The 25521-nt window shown below is 71.8% G+C and carries 22 protein-coding genes; 16 read left to right on the forward strand and 6 right to left on the reverse strand.

Annotated elements, in window-relative coordinates; translation table 11 throughout:
• Window positions 1–12: 12 nt before the first annotated feature.
• From ACZ45T_RS10925 to ACZ45T_RS10940, 4 genes are all read right to left on the reverse strand, one after another.
• The gene (locus tag ACZ45T_RS10925; RefSeq protein WP_468439665.1) at window positions 13–2880 is read right to left on the reverse strand and encodes a peroxidase family protein; all 2868 of its coding nucleotides are present in this window, start codon (window positions 2878–2880) and stop codon (window positions 13–15) included.
• A 126-nt stretch (window positions 2881–3006) separates the two neighbouring features.
• On the reverse strand, window positions 3007–5346 hold the full coding sequence (locus ACZ45T_RS10930; protein ID WP_468439667.1) for an ABC transporter permease: 2340 nt from the start codon (window positions 5344–5346) through the stop codon (window positions 3007–3009).
• Between the two features lie 2 nt (window positions 5347–5348).
• A complete protein-coding gene (locus ACZ45T_RS10935) occupies window positions 5349–6113 on the reverse strand; it encodes an ABC transporter ATP-binding protein (RefSeq protein WP_468439669.1) in 765 nt (254 codons plus the stop codon).
• Window positions 6110–6616, reverse strand: coding sequence for a PadR family transcriptional regulator (locus tag ACZ45T_RS10940; protein ID WP_468439671.1), 507 nt, complete (start codon window positions 6614–6616; stop codon window positions 6110–6112). Before ACZ45T_RS10940 ends, ACZ45T_RS10935 begins: the two co-directional genes overlap by 4 nt.
• A 168-nt stretch (window positions 6617–6784) precedes the next feature.
• On the opposite strand from ACZ45T_RS10940, the gene ACZ45T_RS10945 reads away from it, so the two are divergent.
• The 6 genes from ACZ45T_RS10945 to ACZ45T_RS10970 all read left to right on the forward strand — a co-directional run bounded on the left by ACZ45T_RS10945 (window position 6785) and on the right by ACZ45T_RS10970 (window position 14735).
• Window positions 6785–8059, forward strand: a complete 1275-nt coding sequence (locus ACZ45T_RS10945) for an ABC transporter substrate-binding protein (RefSeq protein WP_468439673.1) — start codon at window positions 6785–6787, stop codon at window positions 8057–8059.
• Window positions 8060–8294: 235 nt separating this feature from the next.
• Window positions 8295–9977 carry a glycoside hydrolase family 13 protein gene (locus ACZ45T_RS10950; RefSeq protein WP_468439675.1) on the forward strand — a complete coding sequence of 561 codons (1683 nt, stop codon included), beginning with the start codon at window positions 8295–8297 and terminating at the stop codon, window positions 9975–9977.
• 125 nt (window positions 9978–10102) lie between these two features.
• The gene (locus tag ACZ45T_RS10955; RefSeq protein WP_468439677.1) at window positions 10103–11434 is read left to right on the forward strand and encodes an ABC transporter substrate-binding protein; all 1332 of its coding nucleotides are present in this window, start codon (window positions 10103–10105) and stop codon (window positions 11432–11434) included.
• An 11-nt stretch (window positions 11435–11445) separates the two neighbouring features.
• A complete protein-coding gene (locus tag ACZ45T_RS10960; protein ID WP_468439679.1) occupies window positions 11446–12777 on the forward strand; it encodes an ABC transporter permease in 1332 nt (443 codons plus the stop codon).
• Complete coding sequence (locus tag ACZ45T_RS10965) at window positions 12774–13706, forward strand: carbohydrate ABC transporter permease (RefSeq protein WP_468439681.1); 933 nt, start codon at window positions 12774–12776, stop codon at window positions 13704–13706. The genes ACZ45T_RS10960 and ACZ45T_RS10965 overlap by 4 nt, the downstream gene beginning before the upstream one ends.
• A gap of 144 nt (window positions 13707–13850) precedes the next feature.
• Window positions 13851–14735, forward strand: a complete 885-nt coding sequence (locus tag ACZ45T_RS10970; RefSeq protein ID WP_468439683.1) for a DUF6454 family protein — start codon at window positions 13851–13853, stop codon at window positions 14733–14735.
• Here the strand turns inward: ACZ45T_RS10970 and ACZ45T_RS10975 are convergent.
• Together ACZ45T_RS10975 and ACZ45T_RS10980 are read right to left on the reverse strand one after the other, a co-directional pair.
• Window positions 14707–15318 carry a class I SAM-dependent methyltransferase gene (locus tag ACZ45T_RS10975; protein WP_468439685.1) on the reverse strand — a complete coding sequence of 204 codons (612 nt, stop codon included), beginning with the start codon at window positions 15316–15318 and terminating at the stop codon, window positions 14707–14709. The genes ACZ45T_RS10970 and ACZ45T_RS10975 overlap by 29 nt on opposite strands.
• Before the next feature lie 114 nt (window positions 15319–15432).
• Window positions 15433–16173 (reverse strand): hypothetical protein, encoded by a 741-nt coding sequence (locus tag ACZ45T_RS10980; protein ID WP_468439687.1) that lies wholly within the window; start codon window positions 16171–16173, stop codon window positions 15433–15435.
• A 343-nt stretch (window positions 16174–16516) separates the two neighbouring features.
• Between ACZ45T_RS10980 and ACZ45T_RS10985 the strand changes: the two genes are divergently transcribed.
• The 10 genes from ACZ45T_RS10985 to ACZ45T_RS11030 all read left to right on the forward strand — a co-directional run bounded on the left by ACZ45T_RS10985 (window position 16517) and on the right by ACZ45T_RS11030 (window position 25516).
• Window positions 16517–17179 carry a hydrolase gene (locus tag ACZ45T_RS10985; RefSeq protein ID WP_468439689.1) on the forward strand — a complete coding sequence of 221 codons (663 nt, stop codon included), beginning with the start codon at window positions 16517–16519 and terminating at the stop codon, window positions 17177–17179.
• Window positions 17180–17184: 5 nt separating this feature from the next.
• On the forward strand, window positions 17185–17706 hold the full coding sequence (locus ACZ45T_RS10990) for a DoxX family protein (protein WP_468439691.1): 522 nt from the start codon (window positions 17185–17187) through the stop codon (window positions 17704–17706).
• An 87-nt stretch (window positions 17707–17793) separates the two neighbouring features.
• Window positions 17794–18426, forward strand: coding sequence for a Dps family protein (locus tag ACZ45T_RS10995; RefSeq protein ID WP_468439693.1), 633 nt, complete (start codon window positions 17794–17796; stop codon window positions 18424–18426).
• On the forward strand, window positions 18426–19853 hold the full coding sequence (locus ACZ45T_RS11000; protein ID WP_468439695.1) for a dihydrolipoyl dehydrogenase family protein: 1428 nt from the start codon (window positions 18426–18428) through the stop codon (window positions 19851–19853). The genes ACZ45T_RS10995 and ACZ45T_RS11000 overlap by 1 nt, the downstream gene beginning before the upstream one ends.
• A 62-nt stretch (window positions 19854–19915) precedes the next feature.
• Complete coding sequence (locus tag ACZ45T_RS11005) at window positions 19916–20743, forward strand: alpha/beta fold hydrolase (protein WP_468439697.1); 828 nt, start codon at window positions 19916–19918, stop codon at window positions 20741–20743.
• Window positions 20744–20781: 38 nt separating this feature from the next.
• On the forward strand, window positions 20782–21735 hold the full coding sequence (locus ACZ45T_RS11010; RefSeq protein ID WP_468439699.1) for an alpha/beta hydrolase: 954 nt from the start codon (window positions 20782–20784) through the stop codon (window positions 21733–21735).
• A gap of 17 nt (window positions 21736–21752) precedes the next feature.
• Complete coding sequence (locus tag ACZ45T_RS11015) at window positions 21753–23618, forward strand: amidohydrolase (RefSeq protein ID WP_468440036.1); 1866 nt, start codon at window positions 21753–21755, stop codon at window positions 23616–23618.
• Window positions 23619–23634: 16 nt separating this feature from the next.
• Complete coding sequence (locus tag ACZ45T_RS11020) at window positions 23635–24378, forward strand: GPR1/FUN34/YaaH family transporter (RefSeq protein WP_468439701.1); 744 nt, start codon at window positions 23635–23637, stop codon at window positions 24376–24378.
• Between the two features lie 45 nt (window positions 24379–24423).
• Complete coding sequence (locus tag ACZ45T_RS11025; RefSeq protein WP_468439703.1) at window positions 24424–24738, forward strand: GNAT family N-acetyltransferase; 315 nt, start codon at window positions 24424–24426, stop codon at window positions 24736–24738.
• 52 nt (window positions 24739–24790) lie between these two features.
• Window positions 24791–25516, forward strand: coding sequence for an alpha/beta fold hydrolase (locus ACZ45T_RS11030; protein WP_468439705.1), 726 nt, complete (start codon window positions 24791–24793; stop codon window positions 25514–25516).
• The last annotated feature ends 5 nt before the right edge of the window (window positions 25517–25521 follow it).

Consider the following 25521-nt stretch of genomic DNA (forward strand, 5'->3'; position numbering starts at 1 on the left):
GCCTTCTCCCGCTCAGCCGCGGCCGGGGCCGCTGTTGTTCCGGACGGGCTGGACCGGGCGCCAGGGCGCGAACGCGCTGGCCCCACGCGGCAGGATGCCCGCAAGCTCGGGGCAGTGCCGCAGGATGACGCTCGTCATGCCGCCCCGCTCGATCCAGTCCATGCCGAGGGGCGTGTAGACCTCCGGCCGGAAGTCGACCGTCAGGAAACGGTCGCTCTGCAACCGCCTGCTCGCCATCAGGATGAAGACGCGGAAGGCGGTGTCGCTGAAGCCGAAGCCCGTGGGCGGATTCTCGGCGAACAGCCCCACCACGGTGTCGATGTCGTCCACCGAGCGGTACACGTCCCGAAGCCGCGCGACCGTCTCCGGATCGGAGGAGAGGTCCTCGAACCGCCGGATCCGCGGCTTGTGCAGGCCGGCACGGAAGTCGTTGTAGCGCGGGACGCCGCGGCGCCGGGTGCGCACCAGGTCGACCACGGAGAGATCGATCAGCTCCCCGTCCCGCTCGAACGCCTGGAGGGCGCGCGGGAAGTTGTGCAGGGTGATCGCCCCCGGGTGGGCGATGCCCAGCGAGTACAGGGTGTTCACCAGACCGGTCTTGCGGATGAGCGGCTCCGCCGCGGCGCCCTGGACGTCCTTGAAGCCCAGGGTGTCGAGCCGGCGGCCGAACCGGTGGTCCACGAGCTCGTAGTCGTCGGGGATCAGGGGGTGCATCCGGTAGACGGTGACGAACTCCTCCGTGAGGGAGTACGGGGCACCGTGGTGGTCGGGCAGGGTCTTGGGGATGCCCTGGCGCCCGTTCGCCTCCAGCAGCCAGACGCCCAACTGGTCGAGCCAGTTCTTCGGCGGTCCCTGCCAGTTGGTCTTCATGCCGACGTCGAGCGTGTTGGTGGCGAGGATCGCGGGAGTCCACTCGACGGTGTGGATCTTCGCGATCAGGGCCGAGACGATCAGCCGCGCCGTGTGGTAGACCCGGTCCTCGTCCATGCGCGGGTACTCGCGCCGCAGGGCTTCGCACACGGCGTTGTGCTCACGGGCGAACAGCGTGTGCATGGCGCTGAGGCCGAACCACCAGCTGTCGGTGAATCCGGTGAGCGGGAGGCCGGTCGGGCCGTTCGGCAGGTGCCCCTCCTCCAGCCGGAGCCCGGCGCCGCCACCGGCCTCGCGAAGCGACTTCGCGGCGGACTGGTCACCGCCGTAGACCTCCGAACCGTCCCACCAGTGCGAGACGCCGCTGGCGAACAGGATCGGCGACCCCTCGCCGCCGGGCGGACGCACCGCCTCGTCCTCGCCGAAGCGCATCACCTTCTCCCGCGGTCCGCCCGGGGTGTTCTGCCAGGTCTGGCCGGGCGGCAGGGGCACCTCGACGCTCTTGGTACCGACCGGAAGCCTCTTGTGCTTGACCCAGTCGTGCACCTGGAACTGGATCCATGCGGCCGCGATGATGTTCAGCGACGTCGCGGGGATGAACGCGTCACGCTGGAGCAGTTCCCTGCTGACGGTCACCGGATTGGGCGTGTCGAACTGGTCCGGGCGGTAGACGGGGGCCATGGTGCGGCCGAATGTCGCGCCGACAGCGCCCATCCGCGGCGCCGACAGATCGTTGTAGGTGCCGTCGTAACTGCGCCTGACCAGCAGCTCCTCGTCGAGCGGGGCCTCCACCGGCCCGGCCTCGGGCGGAGCCTCGTGGACTTCGGTGTCGATGAGGTTGTGCCGCCGCAATGTCTGCCGGAAGGCCATGAGGTTGAGCAGGCCGAGGGGGGTCGGCAGCCGGTGCCACGGGACGAAGCGGTTCACGGTGCGGAAGCCGGCCCGAAGCGGCGCCCCGAGCAGAGTGTTGCGCCGTGGCTCGACGGTCAGGAAGCGGTGCCCCAGGCGGTGAGCACTGCTCGCCTCGTAAGCGAGCTTGCGGGCACGGTTGAGGTTGCCCAGGGGGCGGAAGCTCTCCGTGGTGTGCCACGGATTGAACGCCAGCAGGTCGACCCGCGACGCGGAGGCGCGCGCTTCGGCGGTGTGGATGTCCTGACGCGGGATGGTCAGCGTGGCCACCGGCAGGACGGGCGCATCCTCCTCCCTCCACTCGGCCGCGCCGTCCTCGACGGAGGTGCGCCGGGCGTCGACGTAGCGCTGCACGCAGAGCTCGAAGACGACATCCGCCCGGCGCAGCCGCTGCGAAAGATCACGCCGCAGGTGATCGGGATCGGTGCGCGGCGTTGCCGTGGCCGGTGACGCGTCCGCGGCGGGCCGCAGCTGATAGCGCACCGGTCCGGAGTCGCCCCACAGGATCGCGCCGCGGCTCCAGTACGTCTCCAGCGCCAGGCTGGCCACCGTGCGCTTGGTTCCCGCGACGACGTTGCGCCGCATGCGGGCGGCGGTGGACCAGCCGACCGCCAGGGGCAGCTTGACGAAGAGGGCGTACCCCTTGCCGAGCCGCGAGCCGGCGCCCGCCATGGCCTTCGCGAAGGCCACGAACTCGTACGCGTTGCGGGCGTGGGAGACCGGGAAGCTCGTCATCAGCAGATCGTGGGCCTCGTCGGGACCCACCTCGACCCGCAGCGCCGCCCCGCGCAGATCGGGCGCGGAGTCGGGCTGACGGACACCGCTCGCGTTGGACAGCCGGACCGTGACCGGGTACTCGGCTCCGGGCCTGGCGAAACCCGACCGCAGGGCCTCGGGGAGGTCGTCGTGGAACCTCAGACGGGCGTTCTCCACGCCGAGGACCGCCTTGGCGTGGAAGGTCCGTTCCAGGGAGGGGGAGCCGCTGCGTCTCTTCACCTTGAGCTGCACCCGCAGGAGATCACCTGCGAGTCGCTCGAAGAGCAGCCGTTCAGCCTCCGGGCTGCCGCCGACGTAGCGCTCGTACCGCTCGACCTCGTCCATGCGAGCCTCTTCGCGAAGGGGGGTTTCCGTGCACTCCGTACGAGGCTGCCCTACCTCTGAGACGGTGTCGTGCGGAGCGAGGCAGACGGGCGAAGACCGCTGGTGGTGGAGGTCAACCGGAGCGGGTCAGAGCGTCTCGCTCAGCGAGTCCGCCAGGCGCCGCCGTGCCGCCCGTGCCGCCGGCACGGTCGCCGCTGCCACCGCACCCAGCACCGCCCCGACGACCACTATCAACAGCACCGGCAGCGGAGGCAGTTGGGCGATCCCCGCGCCGATCCCGCTCGACGCGCCCTGAGTGTCCACCAGCCGGCTGCCGGCCAGCGCACCCACCGTCGTCCCCACCACTGCGGAGACGAGCGCGGTCAGACCGGCGGCCGTCACGATCATCGCCCCGATCTGCCGGGGCGTCAGCCCGATCGCCTTCAGCGCGAGCAGGTCCCGGCCCCGGTCCCGTACGCCCGTGCTGATCATCGTCAGCAGTTCGGTCAGCCCGATCAATGCCAGAACCGCGATCAGGGCGGCGATCACCCCGCGTGCCGGTTCCAGCCGGTCGGCCGGATTGGGCGTCTCCCGGATCTCCAGCGTTCCGCCCGCCGCCACGGCGAGCGTGCCGCTCACCGCCCGGGGGTCCGCCCCCTCGCGCAGCACCAGGGCGTGGAAGGCGGGCCGCAGCCCCGGATCGCGCTCCCGCAGCGCATCGATGGTCGTGGTGATCACCCGGCCGCCGGATTCGGGTTCGATGGTGCGGCCGACGAGGTGCAGGACCTGCGGCCGTCCCTCGACGGTCATCCGCACCCAGTCGCCGACCCGTACCCCGAGGAGATCCAGCAGCCCCTGCCCGGCCACTGCCTCGTCCGGCCCGCCGACCGCGCGCCCTTCCACCACCGCGGAGGGATACGGGCGGGAAGCCGTGCCGAGCCCGCGGAGCGTGATGGTGCCGGTCTGCCCCGGTACGAGCGCCGCCATCTCCGCACCCGGATGGACCGCGGCGATGTCCGGGATCGTCGCGAGGGTCTTCTCCAGCTCCGAGTCCGACGGTCCGGCGGGCTGTCCGGCCCGTACGGTCAGTGCCGCGGGCAGTCCCATCTGCGCGGGCCGGCTGCGGAACTGGTCCAGCGTCGACCAGGCGACCAGAGCGACCGTGATGAGCATCAGCGGCAGGGCGAGCCGGGCCACCGGTACGAGCGTCCGGCCGCGTCGCGCGAACGCCGCACGCCACCCCAGGACCAGCGCCGGCGGAACCCGCATCCCGAGAGCCCGCCTGCCGAGTGCGGTCATCGGCGCGGCGGAGGGCAGCGCGGCCCGGGCCACCGGCACCGGCGGCACCCGTCCGGCCCGCCAGGCCGAGAGACCGGTGGCAGCGGCGATCAGCAGCACCGCGCCGCAGGGGATGCCGATCATCAGCGCGGTGTGGCCGGGCAGGTCCTGCCACACCGCCGCCGCCTCGCCGATCCGCCCCGGTATCCGGGCGCCCAGAGTCGCGATCGCCGCCGTGCCGAGAGCCACGCCGAGGAGCGCGAAGGCCAGGTGCTGTACGAGGAAGCCGCGGGTCACCTGGCCGGGGGTGAAGCCGACGGCCTTGAGGATGGCGATGTCCCGCAGCTGGCCGCGGACCCGGGCGCCGATCGCTCCCGATGCGGCCAGCGCCGCCGCGAGCAGCGCACCGAGCCCGAAGACGGCGAACATCTTTCCCAGGAGCCGGTCGTCGCCGCCCGCCTCGGCCCGTGCCTGCTGCCACTTGGTGACCTGTGCGACCCGGTCCGCGCCGAGTACGGTCACCGCGCGCTGGACGATGAAGTCGGTGTCGTCCGGATCCTCCAGGCGCAGTCCCACGCTCTGCCCGGTGTCTCCGTGGGCGATCCCGTCGAACGTGCCGGGGAGCACCCAGCCGATGCCGGGCCCGCCGCCCGGCCGGTAGCCCGGCTCGGCCACCTCGGCGATCCCGCTCACGTGCAAGGTGTGCGAGGCGCCGTCCGGTCCGGTGACCCGCACCGCGTCGCCCGGCTCGGCCCACAGCGCCCGCGCGACCGAACCTTCCAGTACGACGGTGCCGTCCCGGGCGCCCTCGTCCGGCCGGGCGAGCCAGTCGCCCGCGGTGACCAGGGGTCGCCCCGTCTCCGGGGGCGCCGCCTCGGCAGCGCGCAGCGTCACCCCGGCCCGCGCGCCACGCGACTCGACCGTCGTCGCCGCCGTGCGGTAGGGCCCGGAGAGGGCTGCGACCCCGTCCACGCCGGACAGGGCGTCCACGTCTGGTGTGAACGGGGTCGCCCCGGCGCGGGTGTGCAGCCAGATGTGCGCGCCGTGGGACTGGTTGAAGACCCGCTGCCAGGGGTTCGCGGCGTAGCTGAACAGCGCGCCGGCCAGCAGGAGCGAGGCGATGACCCCGGCGCTGGCCAGCACGACGAAGAGGGCTTCGCCCCGGTGTGCGCGGAAGTCGGCCTGCGCCCAGCGCAGAGTGGCCCGCACGGTCACTCCTTCAGTTCGAGTACGCCGGAGACGCCGCCGGCCGGCCCGCGGTGCCCGCCGCCGAGCTGTGCGTCGTCGGCTATGCGCCCGTCGAAGAAGCTGATGACGCGGTCGGCGGCACTGGCCATCCGGGCGTCATGGGTGACCATCATGATCGTCTGACCGCGCTGGTGGAACCGGGAGAGCAGCCGCAGCACCTCGCGGGTGCCCTTGCTGTCGAGGCTGCCGGCCGGCTCGTCGGCGAGCAGCAGCGTGGGGTGGTTGACCAGCGCGCGGGCGAGCGCGACCCGCTGCTGTTCGCCGCCCGACAGCTCGCCGGGCATCGACCGCTCGCGGCCTTCCAGGCCGAGTTCGGCGAGCAGTTCGGCGCGCGAGTCGCGGGCCGCCTTCGGGGAGGCGCCGGCGAGCAGGGCGGGCAGTTCGACGTTGTCCGCGACGGTGAGGTTGGAGACCAGGTTGAAGAACTGGAAGACGACGCCGATGCTGCGGCGCCTGAGGACTGCCCAGCGGGCCTCGCGGTATTCGTCGACGCGCTCCCCACCGAGCCACAGCTTCCCGCTGTCGGGCCGCTGGAGGCCGCCGATCAGATGCAGCAGCGTGGACTTGCCCGCTCCCGACGGCCCGGTGACCGCGACGAACTCGCCCGGCTGGACCGACAGGTCCACCCCGCGTACTGCGGGCACCGGCGCGCCCTCGCCGTGGTGCGTCTTGGTCAGGCCCTCGGCGCGCACGATGGGCACGGCAGGAGCGGTGGCGTCGTCGCTCATTCCAGCTCCTCCTGACAGCGTTCCAGCCAGTCGAGGTCGGCCTGCAGATGCAGCATGGCGCCCTCGATCAGCAGTTGGGAGATCTTGTTGTCGCGGTCCTCGGCTGTGGCCAGCTTCGACAGGTCGCGCATGGTGTTGAGGTACTGGCGCCGCTGCTTGTTGATCAGTGCGACAGGGTCGGCCAGACCCGACCGCGGTGCGAGCGCGAGCTTCATGAAGAACTCGTCCCGTACGCGGGGCTCCTCCGCGGTGTCCTCGAACCAGGCCAGCACGGCCTCGCGCCCCGCGTCCGTCAGCCTGTACGTGCGCTTGTTGGGCCGGCCCGACTGCTCGACGTCCTCGCCTTCGATCAGACCGCTCTTCTCCAGTCGGCCGAGGGTGACGTAGATCTGGCCGACGTTGGGCTGAGGGTACGCGGCGCCCAAGAGCTTCTCAAGGTCCTGCTTCAGCTCGTAACCGTGCGCAGGGCTACGGGTGAGGAGTGCAAGGAGCGGCAGCCGCACTCGCTCCCCCTCCTTCCCGCTCCGTAGTCAACTGTTCACCCGACGCCGGGCCGAATGGCGCCGGCGTCCGTCTTGTCTGCCTGGACGTCTAGTATCGCCCATGCCTAACGGGTATATATGGGCCACGATGCCCGGCGGCGCAGCCGGATCGTGCACTGGGAGGAATCTATGCGGTGGATGCGTGCCGCGGGTAGAGCTCTCCTGGTCGCGGCGGTGGTGCTGGCGGGATACGCCGGTTTCGGCGTCCGCGACGACGCGGGCGTGGCCTCCGAGGGCCGCGGCCCCCTGACGCTCGTGACGGCGGGCGACCTGACCGACTACCTCTCCCCCCTGCTCGACGACTGGAACCACGACCACCCCGGCGAGCGCGTCACGCTCGTCGAACTGCCCGACTCGGCCGACGAGACCCGGGCCCAGATGATCAGCGAGCTGCGATCGGGCCGCGACCGGTTCGACGTACTGAACATCGACGTCGCCTGGACGTCCGAGTTCGCGGCGGCCGGATGGATCTCCCCGCTCGAGCGTGACCGCTTCCCCCTGGACACCTTCCTGCGGCCGGTCGTCGACACCGCGACGTTCGACGGCCGGCTGTACGCGGTCCCGTACGTCACGAACGCGGGACTGCTCTACTACCGCAAGGACATCCTGGACCGGGAAGGCGAGAAACCACCGCGCACCTGGGCCGAGCTGGTCCGCCAAGCACGCACGATCGCCCCGAAGTACGGACTGGACGGCTATGCCGGCCAGTTCCTGCCGTACGAAGGGCTCACCGTCAACGTCACCGAGGCCGTGCACTCGGCGGGCGGTTCGATCCTGCAGGGCGACGGCGCCCGGGTGACCGTGGACTCCGACGCGGCGCGCGCCGGACTGCGCTTCCTCGCGGACGGTGTCCGGGACGGCTGGATTCCCCGCGAGGCGCTCGGCTACAAGGAGGAGGAGTCGCGGCAGGCGTTCCAGGACGGCCGGCTGCTCTTCCTGCGGAACTGGCCGTATGTGTACGCCGACGCGAGCGCGGAAGGGTCGAAGGTCGCGGGCAGGTTCGGCGCGGTGCCGCTGCCCGGACCCGACGGGCCGGGCACCAGCGTGCTGGGCGGCTCCAACCTCGCCGTCAGCAGTCATGCGCGGCATCCGGCGTCGGCGGCCGATCTGATCTCCTACCTCACCAGTGAACGGGTCCAGCGGCGGGTGCTCACCGAGGGCTCGCTGCCGCCGGTGCGCGCCGCGCTGTACGAGGACCCCGAGCTGATCCGCGCGTATCCGTACCTGCCCACGCTTCGCCAGAGCGTGCTGTCGGCGGTGCCGCGGCCCAAGAGTCCGCGCTACGACCAGGTGAGCCTTGCCGTGCAGGCCGTGGCCCAGGACGTGATGGCGCTGCGCCAGACGCCCGAACAGGCGGCGGCGCGGCTCGCACGCGAGCTCGGGACCATCTCCCGCAAGGGTTGATCGCACTCCTCCTCCGCTCCTCCTCCGCTCCTCTCTCCACCCCAAGGGTCTCTACTTACATGTTAAGTAGAGACCCTTCGTCGTGCATCTGGGCATTCAGGTACAAACCACCCCAGCTTTCTGCTGTTTCTGGACACATCGTTGACATCTTCCAGTCGCTGCTACTTAACATGCATGCATAACAGCGCGCCGATCTGGGGCGCTCTCGCATTCAGTAGAAACAGGTCGACGCGAGATGCTCAGCACCCTTCCGGCCGACACCGGCCACCCCTCCCGCAGCGCCACCCCCTCTGACCCCTGGTGGCGCGACGCGGTGATCTACCAGGTCTACGTCCGCAGCTTCCTCGACAGCACGGGGGACGGCGTCGGCGACCTGGCCGGCGTACGGGCCGGGCTTCCCTACCTCAGGAAGCTCGGTGTCGACGGCATCTGGCTCAGCCCGTTCTACCCGTCGCCCCAGCACGACCACGGCTACGACGTCGCCGACTACTGCGGCGTCGACCCCGTCTACGGCGACCTCGCCGAGTTCGACCGGCTGGTGTCCGACGCCCGCCGGCTCGGGCTCAAGCTGCTGCTCGACATCGTCCCCAACCACTGCTCCAGCGAGCACCCGTGGTTCCGCGAGGCGCTCGCCGCGAGCCCGGGCACCGCGCCGCGCTCCCGTTTCCACTTCGCGCCCGGCCGCGGCCCGGACGGGGCGCAGCCGCCCAACAACTGGCGCGCCATGTTCGGCGGTCCCGCCTGGAGCCGGATCACCGAGCCCGGCGGCGCCCCCGGAGAGTGGTACCTGCACCTCTTCACGCCCGAGCAGCCCGACCTGAACTGGCGCAACCCTGCCGTGGGCGACGACTTCGAGCAGGTGCTGCGCTTCTGGCTGGACCGCGGTGTCGACGGCTTTCGCATCGACGTCGCCGCCGGACTGTTCAAGCACCCCGAGCTGCCCGACTCGGACGACCCCGGAGCCGACGAGCGGGCCCGCGACGCCGTCAACCAGCTGGCCTGGAACCAGCCCGAGGTCCACGACGTATGGCGGCGCTGGCGCTCCGTCTGCGAGGAGTACACCGCCCGGGACGGCCACGAGCGGCTGCTGGTCGGCGAGGTGTCCGTGCCGACCGCACGCGAGCACGCCGAGTACGTCCGCCCCGACGAACTGCACCAGGCCTTCTTCTTCGACCTGCTCAGCGCGCCCTGGGACGCCGACGCATTCCGCGCGACGATCACCGAGGCGATACGCGACATCGCCGGCACCGGCTCCACCGTCACCTGGGTCCTCAACAACCACGACCAGGTCCGCACGGTCACCCGTTACGCGGGCGAGCCCGGGGTGGAAGGCAGCGGACTGGGAGCCGCCCGCGCCCGCGCCGCGGCCCTCCTGATGCTCGCCCTGCCCGGCGCCGCCTACGTCTACCAGGGCGAGGAGCTCGGCCTGCCGGAGGTCCTCGACCTGCCCGACGAGGTCCTCACCGACCCGATCTTCCGCCGCACCGGCAGCCGCAAGCACGTGCGGGACGGCTGCCGCGTGCCACTGCCCTGGTCCGGGCACGCCTCCCCGTTCGGCTTCAGCCGGGAAGCGGCCGGCGTCAAGCCGTGGCTGCCGCAGCCCGAATGGTTCGCCGCGCACGCCACCGACCGGGCTCTGGCCGACACCCGTTCCTTCTGGCACCTCTACCGCGACGGCCTCCAGCTGCGGCGCACCCTTCCGCAGCTCGGCGACGGCACCTTGCGCTGGCTGGACGCGCCGGCGCACGTGCTGGCGATCGCCCGCGGCGACGGCCTGGTCTGCGCGGTGAACTTCGGCACGGAGCCGGTGCCCGCTCCGGTCCCCGGGGCGCCGCTGCTCGCCAGCGGACCCTGTCCCGACGGCGTGCTCCCCGCGGCAACCGCCGCCTGGTGGACGGGGGAGTGCCCGGCCTCGTGAGCCCCGGGGAACCCGACGCCCCCCGCGGCTCCCTGGCCCCTGACCTCCTCAACCCCGCGCGAATCCCCCTCCAAGTGAAGCCGGGCCCCACCCCGTAGCCCCGGATTCCTCGAAAGGACCTCATCATGCGACGACCCAGCAAGACGACCCGACGGACCACGGCCACCGCAACGGCGGCCCTCGCTCTCGCCCTCGGTGCCACCGCCTGCGGCGGCACCACCGGACCCGCGAGCGGCGGCGAACTCAGCGGCCAGACCGTGACCGTGGCGGGCGTCTGGACCGGCAGCGAGCAGGAGAACTTCAAGAAGGTCCTGGACGCATTCACCGAGAAGACCGGTGCCAAGACGGTCTTCGTCCCCTCCGGCGACAACGTCTCCACCTTCGTGGGAAGCAAGATCGAGGGCGGCAACGCGCCCGACGTGGTGATGGTCCCCCAGGTGGGTGTGCTCCAGCAGTTCGCGAAGGAGGGCTGGCTCCAGCCCCTGTCCGACCAGGCCGCCAAGACGGCCGACTCCACCCTCGCCCCGGTGTGGAAGAACTACGGCACCGTCGACGGCACGTACTACGGCCTCTACTTCAAGGCCGCCCACAAGTCCACCGTCTGGTACGCCCCCGAGGCCTTCACCCAGGCAGGCGTCAGCGAGCCCAAGAGCTACTCCGACATGCTGAAGGCCGGCCGCACCCTCGCCGACTCCGGCCGCCCGGCCTTCGCCATAGCCGGCGAGGACGGCTGGACCCTCACCGACTGGTTCGAGAACATCTACCTCTCCCAGGCCGGGCCGGAGAAGTACGACCAGCTCGCCCAGCACAAGATCAAGTGGACCGACGACAGCGTCGTCAGGGCGCTGACCACCCTCGGGGAACTGTTCAAGGACAAGCAGCTCGTCGCCGGCGGCGCCCAGGCGGCGCTGGGTACCGACTTCCCCTCGTCGGTCGCGCAGGTCTTCGGCCCCGAGCCCAAGGCGGGCATGGTCTACGAGGGCGACTTCGTCGGCGGCGTCGCCAAGGGCCAGTTCGGCAAGAAGCTCGGGCAGGACGCCAAGTTCTTCCCGTTCCCCTCGGTCGACGGCGGCAAGATGCCGGTCGTCAGCGGCGGCGACGCGGCCGTCGTCCTGAAGGACGCGAAGAACGGCAAGGCGGGCATGAAGCTGCTCGAGTTCCTGGCCGGCGCCGAGGCCGCCGAGGTCTGGGCCGGCGCGGGCGGCTTCCTGTCCCCGAACAACGAGGTCGACTTCGCCTCGTACGGCGACGACACCACGCGCAGCACCGCCAACTCGCTCATCGCGGCGGGCAACTCGATCCGCTTCGACATGTCGGACCAGGCCCCGGCCGCGTTCGGCGGCACCAAGGGCGCGGGCGAATGGAAGCTCCTCCAGGACTTCCTGCGCGACCCGTCGGACCCGCAGGGCACGGCCGCGAAGCTCGAGGCCGAAGCCGCCAAGGCCTACGGGAACTGAGGCGGCCCGCCATGGCTGAGACCCTGACCGCCCGCGCCGCGGCGAACCCGCGGCGCCGGGCCCAGAGAAGGAAACGCCGCCTCGCGGTCGTCTTCGTCCTGCCGGCCCTGCTCCTGCTCGGAGCACTGGTCGTCTACCCGGTCGTCTTCTCCGTCGGCCGCAGTCTGTTCGACGCCGGCGGCGAGCGCTTCGTCGGGGCCGGGAACTACGCGGCGATCATCCACGACCCGGCCACCCTCAAGGCCATCCGCAACAGCACCATCTGGGTCGTGGTCGCCCCCCTCCTGCTGACCGGACTCGGGCTGATGCTCGCCGTGCTCACCGAGAAGGTGCGCTGGGCCACCGCGTTCAAGCTGGTGCTCTTCCTGCCGATGGCCGTGTCGTTCCTCGCCGCGGGCATCATCTTCCGGCTCGCCTACGAGCAGGACCCGGGCCGGGGCGTGCTCAACGCCGCCGTCGTCGGCGTCCACGACACCTTCGCCGACAGCGCCGCCTATCCGACGGCCCGTGCCCGGGAGGACCACGGTCTGACCGGCGGGGCGGGGGGCCCGTACAGCACCGAGGAGACCGTACGTCCCGGCCGCTCGGTCAGCCTCGGCTTCGTCGGGGTGGCGCCCGACGCGATGCCGGCCGGAGCGAAGGCCGCCGCCGACGCGGCGCCCGGCGCGGACGCGATCGCGGGCGTCGTCTACCTCGACTTCGCCCCCGGCGGCGCGGGCACCCCGGGCAGGGTCGACCCGGGCGAGAAGGGGCTGCCCGGCATGAAGGTCGAGGCCGTACGGGACGGCCGGGTGGCCGTGACCGCCACCACGGCCGACGACGGGTCGTTCCGCCTCACCGGGCTGGCCGACGGCGAGTACACCGTCAGGCTGCCCGCAGCCAACTTCGCGGCCCCCTACCAGGGCGTGAACTGGCTCAGCCCGGCACTGGTGACGCCGGCCATCATCGCCGCCTACCTGTGGGTGTGGACCGGCTTCGCGATGGTCCTCATCGGCGCCGGCCTCGCGGCCATCCCGCGCGACGCGCTGGAGGCCGCGCGGATGGACGGTGCCAGCGAGGGCCAGATCTTCCGCAAGATCACCGTGCCGCTGCTCGCACCGGTACTCACCGTCGTCTTCGTGACCCTGGTGATCAACGTGATGAAGGTCTTCGACCTCGTCTACATCATCGCGCCCGGACCGGTCCAGGAGGAGGCGAACGTGCTGGCCACCCGGATGTGGCTGGTCTCCTTCGGCGGCGGCAACGACCAGGGGCTCGGCAGCGCGCTCAGCGTGGTGCTCCTCCTGCTCGTCGTCCCGGCGATGCTCTTCAACATCCGGCGTTTCCGAAGGAGCGGAGCATGAGCGGCCACAGCACCATCGAGCGCCCACCGTCCCGGCGGGCGGCAGCCGTCCGGTCCGTCCCCGCCCCGTCCGCGGCCGGGCCGCGCCGCAGGAGCCGGCTGTCGCGTCTGCTGGGCAACTCCGCCGTCCAAGGCGTGCTGATCCTGGTCGCCCTCATCTGGATCACCCCACTGGCGGGCCTGTTCCTGTCCTCGATGCGCTCCGAGCGGGACAACGCCTCCGACGGCTGGTGGACCGCGCTCGCCGAACCGTCCCAGCTGTCCCTGGACAACTACGGCGCCCTGCTGAAGGACTCCGGCATCGCGGAGGCCTTCGGGAACACCGTCCTGATTTCCGTGCCCACCACCGCCCTGGTGGTCGCCATCGCGGCACTCGCGGGATACGCCTTCGCGTGGCTGGATTTCCCCGGCCGGGACGGCATCTTCCTGGTGGTCGTCGGACTGCTGGTCGTACCCGTGCAGATCGGTCTGCTGCCCGTGGCCAAACTCTTCGGCGCGGTGGGACTGTTCGGCACGATCGCGGGCGTCGTCCTCTTCCACGTCGCTTACGGCCTGCCGTTCGCGATCTTCCTGCTGCGCAACTACTTCGCCGAGATACCGCGCGAAATGCTGGAAGCCGCCCGGATGGACGGCGGCAGCGAGTGGCGGATCTTCTCCCGGCTCGTGCTGCCGCTCGGCCGTCCGGCCATCGCGAGCCTGGCCATCTTCCAGTTCCTCTGGGTCTGGAACGACATGCTCGTGGCGCTGCTCTTCGCGGACAGCGAGTCCCAGCCGCTCACGGTCGCGCTGCAGTCCCAGATGCGGCAGTTCGGAAGCAACATCGGCGTCCTCGCGCCGGGGGCGTTCCTGTCCCTGGTGGTCCCGATGGTCGTCTTCTTCGCCTTCCAGCGGCACTTCGTCCAGGGCGTGATGGCGGGCTCGGTGAAGTAGCCGCCTCCCGCGCCCGCGTCAGACCGCAGGCCCCGCTGCTGGTGTCTCCTCCAAAATGGGACACCGGCAGCGGGGCCTGCGCCGCTCCCGTTACGGGTCAGGAGGGATCTCGTTCACCGGGTTATGACCCTTTCTGATTCCGCGGTGTCCACAGAAGCGTGTGACGACTCGAGCGAAGCCGTCGTCGTGGCGGTGCGGCAGCTGACCCGGAGCACGCCCTGGACGGTGGTCGGGCGGGCGCCGCTGGACTTCCCCGCTCACCATCCTCAAGGCGTCACGCGCGGCCGCGACCAACGCCTGTACGTGTCGACGGCGGAGATCACCGAGGCGACCCGCTTCCATGACAGTCCGGTGGACGGCTACGACCGGACTCCCGGCCGGGGTCAGGGCCATGTGTTCGTCACGGACACCGAGGGCGCGGCGCTGGGCCGGGTGAGCGTGGGCGAGGGGACGATCTACCACCCGGGTGGTATCGACTTCGACGGCGAATCGCTGTGGGTGCCGACGGCGGAGTACCGGCCCGACTCCCATTCCATCGTCTACCGGGTGGACCCCGACACCCTGGAAGTGCGGGAAGCCTTCCGCTTCGACGACCACATCGGCGGGATCGTGCGCGACCGCCACAGTGGTCTGCTGCACGCCGTCACCTGGGGTTCCCGGCGGCTGCTCACCTTCACGGTCGACGGGAAGCTCACCCGCCGGGTCGACAACAAGAGCCACTTCGTCGACTACCAGACCTGTGTGACCGCGGGCGGCGGCCACATGGTGTGCACGGGCATCGCGGAGTACCCCCTGGCCGGTGCGGGCGTGTTCAGCCTCGGCGGGATCGCCGTCGTCGACATCGAGTCCGGCCGCATCGAGCACGAAGCGCCGGTGACCGTGCTGTCGCCGGCCGGCCGAGTGGTCACGTACAACGCGGTGCACCTGGAGACGGACGGGCGCGTCCTTCGGATGTTCGCCGTCCCCGACGACGGGGGAACGGCGGGCGAGTCGCAGCTGATCACCCTGGAGACACCGCTGGCCCCGTGACCCGGACGGCAAGGAAGTAGAGCCCCTCGTACATCGGTTCGCCGTTCAGCTCCGAGCACAGGCTCCGCGGGGTGAACCGGCGCCGGTAGATGGGGTACGTGGTGTCGGCGACGGAGCGCAGCTCTATCTGCTCCTCGTGCAGGTCGCCGTCACTGCGCAGGTCGATCACGATCAGCTCGCGCGCCGTACGACGTGCCTCGGCGAGGAACACGGCCCGCTCCGAGGGCCGGAGCAGCCCGTAGAAGTTCGCGGTGACCAGGCGGTCGAAGGCTCCGGTGGTGAACGGCAGCGGTGGGAACAGCGCCCGCACACGCTCCGCCCGGGGCGCCCGGGCGCGGGTCAGCTCCAGCATCTCCGCGCTCTGGTCCAGGGCGACGACCGAACCGCGGAGGAACTGGGTCCACACGCCGGTCCCGCACCCCACGTCGAGCGTCCGCCCTTCGGGCAGCGCGGTGAGCAGTTTCCCGATCTCGGCTGTCTCCCGGTCCAGGCCGGCGTTCACCACGGGGTCGCCGCGGTAGCTGGTCTCGTCGTAGACCGGGGCACGATGCCGGTAGTACTGCTCCCGCACTAAATCACGCATGCCCCGACAGCTACCCCCGCCCGAACAACAGGCAAACAACGGGCGTCCTCGCACCGGGGGAAGGGCCGGAAAGCGCCGTTGGCCGACGGGCGTCGGAGGTGCACGGTGTCCGGGCTACTGGAGCTGGGACAGGTCGACCGAGTCGGCGGGCGACGGGGGCTTGGCCTGGACGGGCTCGTCGAAGGCGGAGAAGGAGGCTTCCAGCCGCTCGCCGGAGGCCTCGGTGCCCTGAATGCGCAGGAGGTACGGCTTGTCTTCGGTGGAGACCTGGTAGGTGCCCGACTCGCCGTCGCGCCGGCTGGTGACCGTGATGGCCGGACGGTCGTCGACGGTGGTCCGCGATCCCTTGGTCAGCTGTTCGTTCACCGGTTTCGAAGAGAACTCCTTCTTGAAGAAGTCGAGGTCGCAGAATTCGGCGAAGTCGCGCAACAGGAGGCTGCCCGTAGTGCCGTGCACATAGCGGCCGTTGATGAGCGCGATCGCGTCCTCGGCTGCGGCGCCCGGTACTTGGGCTCGCAGAAGGTCGTCGTCGAGCTTCATCCACACGTCGTTGCCGCGTTTGATGATGTCGGCCCGGCCCGATGTGCCGGGAGGCGTGACGGTGCCGACGCAGTTGCCCTGCTCGTCGAACCGGAGATCCAGAGCGGTGGTGCCCGACTCCTCCGTCGCCTTGGCCACCATGCGCATGGACGTGACCCCGGACATGGCCTCGCGGGCGGCGTCCGCGATGGCCTGGGCGCTCTTGTCGGCGATGCCGTTGTCATCGGCCCCGGCGGCTCCCGCGCCCGCGAAGATCAACAAGCAGGCAGTTCCGGCGGCCGCGCAGCGAGCCGCGGCTGCCCGGGGTGCGGACATCGGGCATCACCTCCCTCTGGCCGCCGCCGGATGGCATCGGGTACCGCCGTGGCCTCCGGCGCAGCCGGTCACCTGATCAGCGTAGGCCCGCGCCGCGGCTGGCGCAGTCCGGGCGGCCTCGGCACCGGGCCTTGCGGACCGCGTCCCCTTCGTGACCGCGTTCGCGGTGCTCGGTCCGGCAAGGAGTAGGGCCGCGGGCCGGGTCCGTGGCGGTAGTGCGCTGTCGTGCCAACTCCTGGGCACAAGGAGCAAAGTCGGTCGGTCGTGCCGGTCGTACTTTCGGGGTGTGCCCAGCCGCGAACGCGGCGGGCGCGCTACCGATCGCTCCGAAAGGACACCCCTCATGTTCGACATCACCAAGGTCCAGGCTGCCCCGAGCGCGGACCTGCTCACGCCCGACAACGCGGTCATGCTCTTCGTGGACCACCAGCCGCAGATGTTCTTCGGCACCGGGAGCGGCGATCGCGCCGCCATCATCAACAGCACCGTGGGTCTCGCCAAGGCGGCTCAGGCGTTCGACGTGCCGGCCGTCCTGACCACGGTCGCCGCCGAGTCGTTCTCCGGGCCCCTGCTGCCTCAGCTCGCCGAGGTGTTTCCCAAGCAGGAGGCCATCGACCGCACGACCATGAACGCCTGGGAGGACGAGGCGCTCGTGGCGGCCGTCAAGGCGACCGGACGCAAGAAGATCATCCTGTCGGGCCTGTGGACCGAGGTCTGTCTGGTGCTGCCCGCGCTCTCCGCGCTGGAGCAGGGATACGAGGTGTACGTCGTCTCCGACGCCTCCGGCGGCGTCAGCCCGGCCGCCCACGAGCACGCGCTGCAGCGGATGCTGGCCGCCGGCGCGGTGCCGGTGACCTGGGTGCAGGTGCTTCTGGAGCTGCAGCGCGACTGGGCGCGTCAGGAGACGTACGGCGCCGTCATGGAGATCGTCAAGGCCCACGCGGGCGCATACGGTCTGGGTGTCGTGTACGCGCAGAGCGTCATCGGCGCGCACGCGGCGGGCTGACTTCCTTGGACACCGGCATTCTGATCCTGCGTCTGCTGGTGGGTTTGCTCGTCGCCGGCCACGGGGTGCAGAAGATCAGCTCGCATCTCGGCGGCAGGGGACTCGAAGGCGGCACGGCGGAGTTCCGTGCCGACGGATTCCGCGGCGGAGTCCTCACCGCTCTCGCGGCGGGCGGCGGCCAGATCGGATCGGGTCTGCTGCTCGTCACCGGCTTCCTGACACCGCTCGCCGCGACCGGGGCCATCGGGGTCATGACGGTCGCTCTCACCGTGAAATGGCACAACGGCCTCTGGGTGCAGAACGACGGGTACGAGTACCCGCTCGTCCTCATCGGCACCGCTGCCGCTCTCGCTGCCACCGGCCCCGGCGCCTGGTCAGCCGACGAGGCCCTCGGCCTCACGCCGTACCCGCTGTGGTGGGCAGCCCTCGCGCTCGTGGCCGGTCTCGGCAGCGGGCTGCTCACCCGGCTCGTACTGCACCGGGCAGCCCCCTCGGCGCCGCGGACCGCCGCCGACGGCGGGCGCTGAGCGCGAGCCTCAAAGACCGGGTCCGGCCGCTCCGCGCCCCCCGACCGGACGGCCGGGCCCTCCCACTTCTCCTACCAGGAGTACCTGATGGAAACCGCATCCACCGCACCCACCGCATCCACCGCACCCACCGCAGCCCCCGCACCCACCCCCGCACCCCCGCCCGGCGGCGGCCAGCCGCTGCTGCACCAGAAGGGCGCCGAGACCCAGGCGTTCGGCACGCTCAAGCAACTGCCGATCGGCCTCGGCCACGACACCCGCATGTACGCCTGCCAGCGGCTGAACCGCGTACTCGCCGATACGCAGATCCTGTACTCCCTCTACAAGAAGCACCACTGGCTCATGCGCGGGGCGACCTTCTACTCGCTCCACCTCATGCTGGACAAGCACGCGGAGGCCCAACTGGCCATCGTGGACGCGCTGGCCGAGCGGATCCAGAGCCTGGGCGGCGTCGCGGTCGCAGACCCGCGCCACGTCGCGGAGCTGACGTCCGTTCCCCGGCCGCCGGACGGCGTGGAGAAGGTCCCCGTCATGCTGTCGCGGCTCCTCGACGCGCACGAGCGGATCCTGATCGACGCGCGGGACGCTGCCGCCCGGATCTCGGCCGAGGGCGACGAGGGCAGCACCGACCTGCTCGTCTCCGAAGTCGTCCGCACCGGCGAGACGCAGGTGTGGTTTCTGGCCGGGCACCTCGTGGACACCCCCCTGGTGCGCGGCTGATGGAGGACACGTACGACGTCGTCGTGGTCGGTGGCGGGCCGGGCGGCGAGGTCGCCGCCGACCGGATCGTCCGGTCCGGACTGACCGCCGTCGTCGTCGAGGCCGAGGCGGTCGGCGGCGAGTGTTCCTACCGTGCGTGCGTGCCGAGCAAGGCGCTGCTGCGTCCCGGCGCGGCCCGAGAGGCCGCGCGGTCGGTCGACGGGGCACGGCAGGCGGTGACGGCGGCACTCGACTCGGCGCATGTCCTGGCCCGCCGGGACCGTTTCACCGGCCGCGGTGACGACACCGGCCAGGCCGACTGGCTGCACGGCGCCGGCATACCCCTCGTACGGGGGCACGGACGGCTCGCCGGAGAGCGCCGGGTGGAGGTGACCGGGGCCGACGGCACGGTCCGCACCCTGCGGGCCCGGCTCGCGGTCGTCCTCAGCCCCGGCACGGAACCCGCGCTGCCGCCGGTCGAAGGGCTCGACCGGATCGGGGTGTGGACCAACCGGCAGGCCACCACGGCCGATGCGGTGCCCGGGCGGCTCGTCGTCATCGGCGGGGGAGTGGTGGCCTGCGAGATGGCCACCGCCTGGCGCTCACTCGGCGCCTGCGTCACCCTGCTCGTCCGCGACCAGGCCCTGCTGACCGGCTGGGAGCCGTGTGCCGGCGAAGAGGTCACCCGGGGTCTGACCGGTCTGGGCGTCACGATCCGCTTCGGGGTCTCCGCCACCCGGGTTGCCCGTGACGAGACCACACGTGCCGTGACCGTGGACACCGACGACGGCGCCACCCTCGTCTGCGACGAGGTGCTGGCCGCCGTCGGCCGCCGCCCGCGCACCACGGACCTCGGCCTGGAGAGCGTCGGACTGCCGGCCGGCGACTGGATCCCGGTCGACGACACCTGCCGCGTCACCGCCCTGGACGGCGACTGGCTCTACGCCGTCGGCGACGTGAACCACCGTGCACCGCTGACGCACATGGCCAAGTACCAGGCCCGCGCCTGCGCCGCGGCGATCGCCGAGCGAGCCGTGGGCCGCCCCGCCGACACCGGCGGCGGGCAGGCCTGGAGCGCGGAGGCCGACCACGTCGCCGTCCCGCAGGCCGTCTTCACCCACCCCGAGGTCGCGAGCGTCGGGCTGACCGAACGTGCGGCACGCGAAGCGGGCCTCGCGATACGCGCGGTGGAGTACCGCATCGACGACGTCACCGGAGCCGCGCTCTACGCGGACGACTACCGCGGGCACGCCAAGCTCGTCGTCGACGAGACCCGTGGCGTCGTCGTCGGCTGCACACTCACCGGCCCGATGGCGACCGAACTCATCCACACGGCCACCGTCGCCATCGTGGGAGAAGTCCCGCTCCGGCGTCTGCGGCACGCCGTCCCCGCCTTCCCGACGGTCAGCGAAGTCTGGCTGCGGCTGCTGGAGGCGTACGGCCTCTGAGGCGCGCTTCACCCGTCCATCCGTTGCACCGACACAAGCACCCACCCGACAAGGAACCGCACATGCTTCCCACGAAGCGCCCCCTCGCCCTCGCTCTCGCCCTGCCCGCGACGCTTGCCTCCCTGATCGCCGCCGCACCCGCGAGCAGCTCGCCCGCCGCCGGCACCGACCGGCACGAGCCCAAGCCCACCATCGTCCTGGTCCACGGGGCGTTCGCCGACGCCTCCAGCTGGAGCGGCACGATCAAGCGACTGCGCCGCGCGGGCTACCCCGTCGTCGCCACCGCCAACCCGCTGCGCGGCCTCTCCGACGACACCGCCTACCTCCGCGGCGTGCTTGCCGGCGTCGACGGCCCCGTCGTCCTGGTCGGGCACTCGTACGGGGGCGCCGTCATCAGCGGCGCCGCCGCGGGCGACAGCCGCGTGAAGGCCCTCGTCTACATCGCCGCCTTCACGCCGGACAAGGGCGAGAGCGCGGCCCAGCTGGCCGCCAAGTTCCCCGGCTCCACCCTCGGCGAGACGGTGAACCCGCAGCCGTACCCGCTGCCCGGCGGCGGCACCGGCACCGAACTCGTCATCGACCAGGCCAAGTACCACCGCCAGTTCGCCGCCGATGTGCCCGCCGCCGACGCGGCGGTCATGGCCGCGACCCAGCGCCCGGTCGCCACCGCCGCGCTGGAGGAGAAGGCTCAGGACGTGGCGTGGAAGACGATCCCGTCGTGGGCGCTGATCGCCACCGCCGACAAGAACATCCCGCCGGCGGCCGAGCGGTGGATGGCCCGGCGCGCCGGCTCGCACACCACCGAGGTGGACGCGTCGCACGCCGTGGCCGTCTCCCGCCCGGCCGTGGTCACCGACGTGATCCTCGACGCCGCGTGCGGCACCCGCTGAGCACCCGCCCGTACGCACGTCCTACGAAGGAGAACCTCATGCCGAACACCCCGACCCTCGAACCCGCCGCCCAGGCCTTCGCCGACGCCACCGCCCAGCCGCCGTTCCTCTACCAGATACCCGTGGCGGACGGCCGCAAGGCCGTGGACGACGTCCAGAACGGTGCGGGTGTCCCCCTGCCCGCCGTCGACGAGGAACGGGTCACCGTCCACGGCGGCCCGACCGGCGACGTCCGCGCCCGGATCATCCGCCCGCGCGGCGCCACCGGCCCCCTCCCCGTCATCCTCTACATCCACGGCGCGGGCTGGGTCTTCGGCAACGCGCACACCCACGACCGGCTCGTCCGCGAACTCGCCGTCGGCGCCGGAGCGGCCGTCGTCTTCCCCGAGTACGACCTCTCGCCCGAGGCCCGCTACCCCGTCGCCATCGAGCAGAACTACAGCGTCGCCCAGTGGATCGCCCGCGAGGGACACCACAAGGGGCTCGACGGCACCCGGACCGCCGTCGCGGGCGACTCGGTCGGCGGCAACATGACCGCCGCCCTCACCCTCATGGCCAAGCAGCGCGGCGACGTCCGCCTCACCCACCAGGTCCTCTTCTACCCGGTCACCGACGCGAGCTTCGACACCGACTCGTACCACGCCTTCGCCGAGGGCTACTTCCTGCGCCGCGACGCCATGAAGTGGTTCTGGGACCAGTACACGACCGAAGAGGCCGAGCGCGCGCAGATCACCGCCTCGCCGCTGCGCGCCACCACCGAGCAGCTGACCGGCCTGCCGCCCGCCCTGGTCATCACCGCCGAGGCCGACGTCCTGCGCGACGAGGGCGAGGCGTACGCGGCGAAGCTCCGCGCCGCCGGGGTCCCCGTCACCGCCCTTCGCGTACAGGGGGCCATCCACGACTTCGTCATGCTGAACGCACTGCGCGAGACGCAGGCCGCGGAACTCGCCATCGGTGTCGCCACCAGCACCCTGCGCAAGGCCCTGGCGTGATCGGGCCGTCGACGAGCATGCCCGTGGCGGGCCTGGTTCCCGCCACGCGGCAGGAACCCTCGCAGGCCGACCTCCTCGTCCGCAACGCGAAGGTGTTCACCGGCGACCCCGGCCGCCCCGAAGCCCGCGCCGTCGCGATCCGCGACGGCCGGGTCGCGGCCCTCGGCGACGACCACGAGCTCGCCCACCTCGTCGGGCCGGGCACCAGGGTCGTCGACGCCCTCGGCCGCAGGGTGATCCCCGGCCTCAACGACTCGCACCTGCACGTCATCAGGGGCGGCCTGAACTACGTCCTGGAGCTGCGCTGGGACGGGGTGCGCAGCCTCCGCCACGCGCTGGCCATGCTGCGCGAGCAGGCCGGCCGGACCCCCAAGGGGCAGTGGATCCGGGTCGTCGGCGGCTGGACCGCCGAACAGTTCGCCGAGCGCAGGATGCCGACCGTCGCCGAGCTGAACGCCGCGGCCCCCGACACCCCGGTGTTCGTCCTGCACCTCTACCAGTCCGCACTGATGAACCGGGCCGCGGTACGGGCTGCCGGATTCACCCGCGACACCCCCGATCCGCGCGGCGGCCAGATCGTCCGGGGCCGGGACGGCGAACCCAACGGGATCCTCCTGGCGGCGCCGAGCGCGCTCGTCCTGTACTCGACGCTGGCCAAGGCGCCGGCCCTGGACGAAGCCGACAAGAGGACGTCGACGCGACACTTCCTGCGCGAGCTGAACCGCTTCGGGCTGACCTCCGCGGTCGACGCCGCCGGCGGCTTCCAGAACTTCCCCGACAACTACGCCACGGTCGTCGACCTCGCCAGGTCGGGGGAGCTGTCCCTGCGGATCGCCTACCACCTGTTCCCGCAGACGGCCGGGCAGGAGCTCGCCGACCTGAAGCGCTGGACCGGGATGGTCAAGCCCGAGGACGGGGACGAGTGGCTCCGGCTGAACGGCGCGGGCGAGAACCTGACCTGGGCCGCCGCCGACTTCGAGAACTTCTCCGAACCCCGTCCCGAGCTCGCCGAGGGGTACGAGGCCGAGTTCGAGCAGGCCGTCCGGCTCCTGGTGGAGAACGGCTGGGGCTTCAGGCTCCACGCGACCTACGACGAGACGATCCGCCGCGACCTGGCCGTCTTCGAGAAGCTCGCGGCGGAAGGACTCTTCCCCGGCGGCAACCGCTGGCTCTTCGACCACGCCGAGACCGTCTCGGCCGACAGCCTGGACCGGATCGCGGCCCTCGGCGGCGCCCTGTCCGTCCAGAACCGCATGTCCTTCCAGGGCACCGCCTTCCGCGACCGCTACGGTGCCGAGGCCGCCGCCCACACCCCGCCGGTGCGGGCCATGCTCGACCGCGGCCTGACCGTCGCCGCGGGAACCGACGCCACCCGCGTCTCCTCGTACAACCCGTGGGTCGCGCTCCACTGGCTGGTGACCGGACGCACCGTCGGCGGCACCGCGCTCTACCCGGCCGGGAACCTGATCAGCAGGGAGACCGCCCTCGGCCTCTACACCCGCGGCGGCGCGCGGCTCACCGGCGAGCAGGACGTCAAGGGAATCCTGCGGGAGGGCTGTTACGGCGACCTCGCGATCCTGTCCGACGACTACCTCACCGTGCCCGAGGCCGTCATCCCCGACATCGAATCCGTACTCACCGTCGTCGGCGGCCGCATCGTCTACGCGAGCGCGGAGTACGAGGGCCTCGACGAGCCCGTTCCGCCGGTCAGTCCGCAGTGGAGCCCGGTGGCCCACTTCGGCGGCTACCAGGGCGGAGCCCGCCAGGCGTCGCTCGTGGCCGAGGCCGTCGCCGAGTCCGAGCAGCACCGCCGGTGGCGCGTCGACCGGGGCGCCGATCCCCGAACGCCTCCGCCGTTCTTCGACCCCTGCTTCGCGCACTGAACGAGAGACCCACACGATGAGTACAGCCTCGCCCTCCGCCGCCGGCGGCGCCGACGAAGCGCCGGACGGCCGGCCGGACGCCCCACCGGGACGCCGCTTCGAACCGGACCTCCGGTCGATGACCCGGATCAACCTGCGCCCCATCGCCTCACCGATGCCGCTGGGCTTCTTCACCGTGGCGATCGCCTCCGTGATGACGGGATGCATGCAGCTCGGGCTCTTCGAGGACGCGGCCCGCGGCGCCGTCGCCCTGTGCGTACTGCCCGCCTTCGCCCTGCAATTCCTCGTGAGCGTCCTGGCCTTCGGTGCCCGTGACGTGATCGCGGCGACGCTCATGGCCGTCTTCGCCGGCAGCTGGCTGGCCTACGCACTCGTCATGTTCAGCGGCGCGGCCGACGGCCTGCGCGTGCTGGGCGTCTTCAATCTGGCGCTCCTCTGCTTCGGGGCACTGATGACCGCCGTCACCCGGCCCAAGCGCGCGCTGTGGCTCGTCCTGGCGGTCTCCCTGCCCCGCTGGGCCGCCACCGGTCTGTCGGGTCTCACCGGCGCCGAATGGCTCACGCGCACCTCCGGGGTCCTCGGCCTCCTGGTGGCGCTCGTCGCGATGTACGCCGCGTTCGCCCTGATGTTGGAGGACATGCGCAGCGAGGAGGTCCTGCCCATCGGCCGCAGCGGCCCCGCCCACGCCGCCGTCGAGGGCGACCTCGCGGTCCAGCTCCGCAACCTGGAACGCCAGGCGGGCGTGCGCCGCACGCTCTGAACCCACCCACCGACCCACGAACACCGCCAGCGCACAGGAGCGCCCATGGAACCGCACGTGATGGACCGGCCCGAGAGGTCCCGGTACGAGATCCTCGCCGGCGACGACGGCACCGAGACCGCGGGCTTCGCCGAGTACTTCCTCTCGGAGGGCGAGCTCGCCTTCATCCACACCGAGACCGATCCCCGGTTCGCCGGCCGGGGCCTGGGCGGGCTGCTCGCCCGGGGAGCCCTCGACGACGCCCGCGCCCGCGGGCTGGACGTCCTGCCGTACTGCCCCTTCATCCGGGGGTGGATCGGCAAGCACCCCGACTACGCCGACCTGGTGCCCGAGGCGCGCCGCGCACGGTTCGGCCTCTGAGCACGACGATTCCGCCTTCCACACCGCCACCCACGCACCGAGGAGTTCTCGCATGTCCCGATCCGCCCGCCCCACCGTCGTACTGGTCCACGGCGCCTTCGCCGATGCCTCCAGCTACGCCCGCGTCATCCCCGAACTGACCGCCGCAGGCCTGGAGGTGGTGGCTCCGGCGGTGCCCAACCGCAGCCTCGTCGACGACGCCGCGTACATCGCCTCGGTGATACGTGGCATCGACGGCCCCGTGATCCTCGTGGGGCACTCCTACGGCGGCGCCGTCATCACCCTCGCCGGCACGGAGGACAACGTCCGTGCGCTCGTCTACCTGGCGGGATACGCGTTGGAGGAGGGCGAGAGCCTGGGCGAGCTGCAAGGGCGCTTCCCCGACTCCGGCCTCGCCGACGCGCTCGTCTACACGCCGTTCCCCGTGGCGGGGTCCGACGAGACCGGCACCGACGTCTCGGTGGAGGCCGAGAGGTTCCCCGCCCTGTTCGCCGCGGACGTCGACCCCGAGCTCGCCGCGGTGCTCGCCGTCTCCCAGCGGCCCCTGGCCGCGCGGGCCTTCAGCGAGGCGGCGCCGGCCGCGGCGTGGAAGAGCAAGCCGTCATGGGGCCTGGTCGCCTCCTCCGACCGGACCATCAACCCCGATGTCGAGCGCTACGGCTACGAGCGCGCCGGCATGACCACCGTCGAGGTCGACTCCTCGCACCTGGTCATGCTCGCCCAGCCCAAGGCCGTGGCGGAGCTGATCCAGGACGCGGTCCGGGCCACCGCAAACTGACCTAC

The sequence above is a fragment of the Streptomyces sp. NPDC030995 genome (genome assembly GCF_055571215.1).

Bases quoted from the DNA above. Each gene is read 5' to 3' on its own strand.
- ACZ45T_RS11030 (WP_468439705.1), top strand. From the start codon at position 24,791: ATGTCCCGATCCGCCCGCCCCACCGTCGTACTGGTCCACGGCGCCTTC.
- ACZ45T_RS11020 (WP_468439701.1), top strand. From the start codon at position 23,635: ATGAGTACAGCCTCGCCCTCCGCCGCCGGCGGCGCCGACGAAGCGCCG.
- ACZ45T_RS10975 (WP_468439685.1), bottom strand. From the start codon at position 15,318: ATGCGTGATTTAGTGCGGGAGCAGTACTACCGGCATCGTGCCCCGGTC.
- ACZ45T_RS11025 (WP_468439703.1), top strand. From the start codon at position 24,424: ATGGAACCGCACGTGATGGACCGGCCCGAGAGGTCCCGGTACGAGATC.
- ACZ45T_RS10925 (WP_468439665.1), bottom strand. From the start codon at position 2,880: ATGGACGAGGTCGAGCGGTACGAGCGCTACGTCGGCGGCAGCCCGGAG.
- ACZ45T_RS10955 (WP_468439677.1), top strand. From the start codon at position 10,103: ATGCGACGACCCAGCAAGACGACCCGACGGACCACGGCCACCGCAACG.
- ACZ45T_RS10980 (WP_468439687.1), bottom strand. From the start codon at position 16,173: ATGTCCGCACCCCGGGCAGCCGCGGCTCGCTGCGCGGCCGCCGGAACT.
- ACZ45T_RS10945 (WP_468439673.1), top strand. From the start codon at position 6,785: ATGCGGTGGATGCGTGCCGCGGGTAGAGCTCTCCTGGTCGCGGCGGTG.
- ACZ45T_RS11010 (WP_468439699.1), top strand. From the start codon at position 20,782: ATGCCGAACACCCCGACCCTCGAACCCGCCGCCCAGGCCTTCGCCGAC.
- ACZ45T_RS10985 (WP_468439689.1), top strand. From the start codon at position 16,517: ATGTTCGACATCACCAAGGTCCAGGCTGCCCCGAGCGCGGACCTGCTC.
- ACZ45T_RS10935 (WP_468439669.1), bottom strand. From the start codon at position 6,113: ATGAGCGACGACGCCACCGCTCCTGCCGTGCCCATCGTGCGCGCCGAG.
- ACZ45T_RS10995 (WP_468439693.1), top strand. From the start codon at position 17,794: ATGGAAACCGCATCCACCGCACCCACCGCATCCACCGCACCCACCGCA.
- ACZ45T_RS10965 (WP_468439681.1), top strand. From the start codon at position 12,774: ATGAGCGGCCACAGCACCATCGAGCGCCCACCGTCCCGGCGGGCGGCA.
- ACZ45T_RS11015 (WP_468440036.1), top strand. From the start codon at position 21,753: ATGCCCGTGGCGGGCCTGGTTCCCGCCACGCGGCAGGAACCCTCGCAG.
- ACZ45T_RS10950 (WP_468439675.1), top strand. From the start codon at position 8,295: ATGCTCAGCACCCTTCCGGCCGACACCGGCCACCCCTCCCGCAGCGCC.
- ACZ45T_RS10960 (WP_468439679.1), top strand. From the start codon at position 11,446: ATGGCTGAGACCCTGACCGCCCGCGCCGCGGCGAACCCGCGGCGCCGG.
- ACZ45T_RS11000 (WP_468439695.1), top strand. From the start codon at position 18,426: ATGGAGGACACGTACGACGTCGTCGTGGTCGGTGGCGGGCCGGGCGGC.
- ACZ45T_RS11005 (WP_468439697.1), top strand. From the start codon at position 19,916: ATGCTTCCCACGAAGCGCCCCCTCGCCCTCGCTCTCGCCCTGCCCGCG.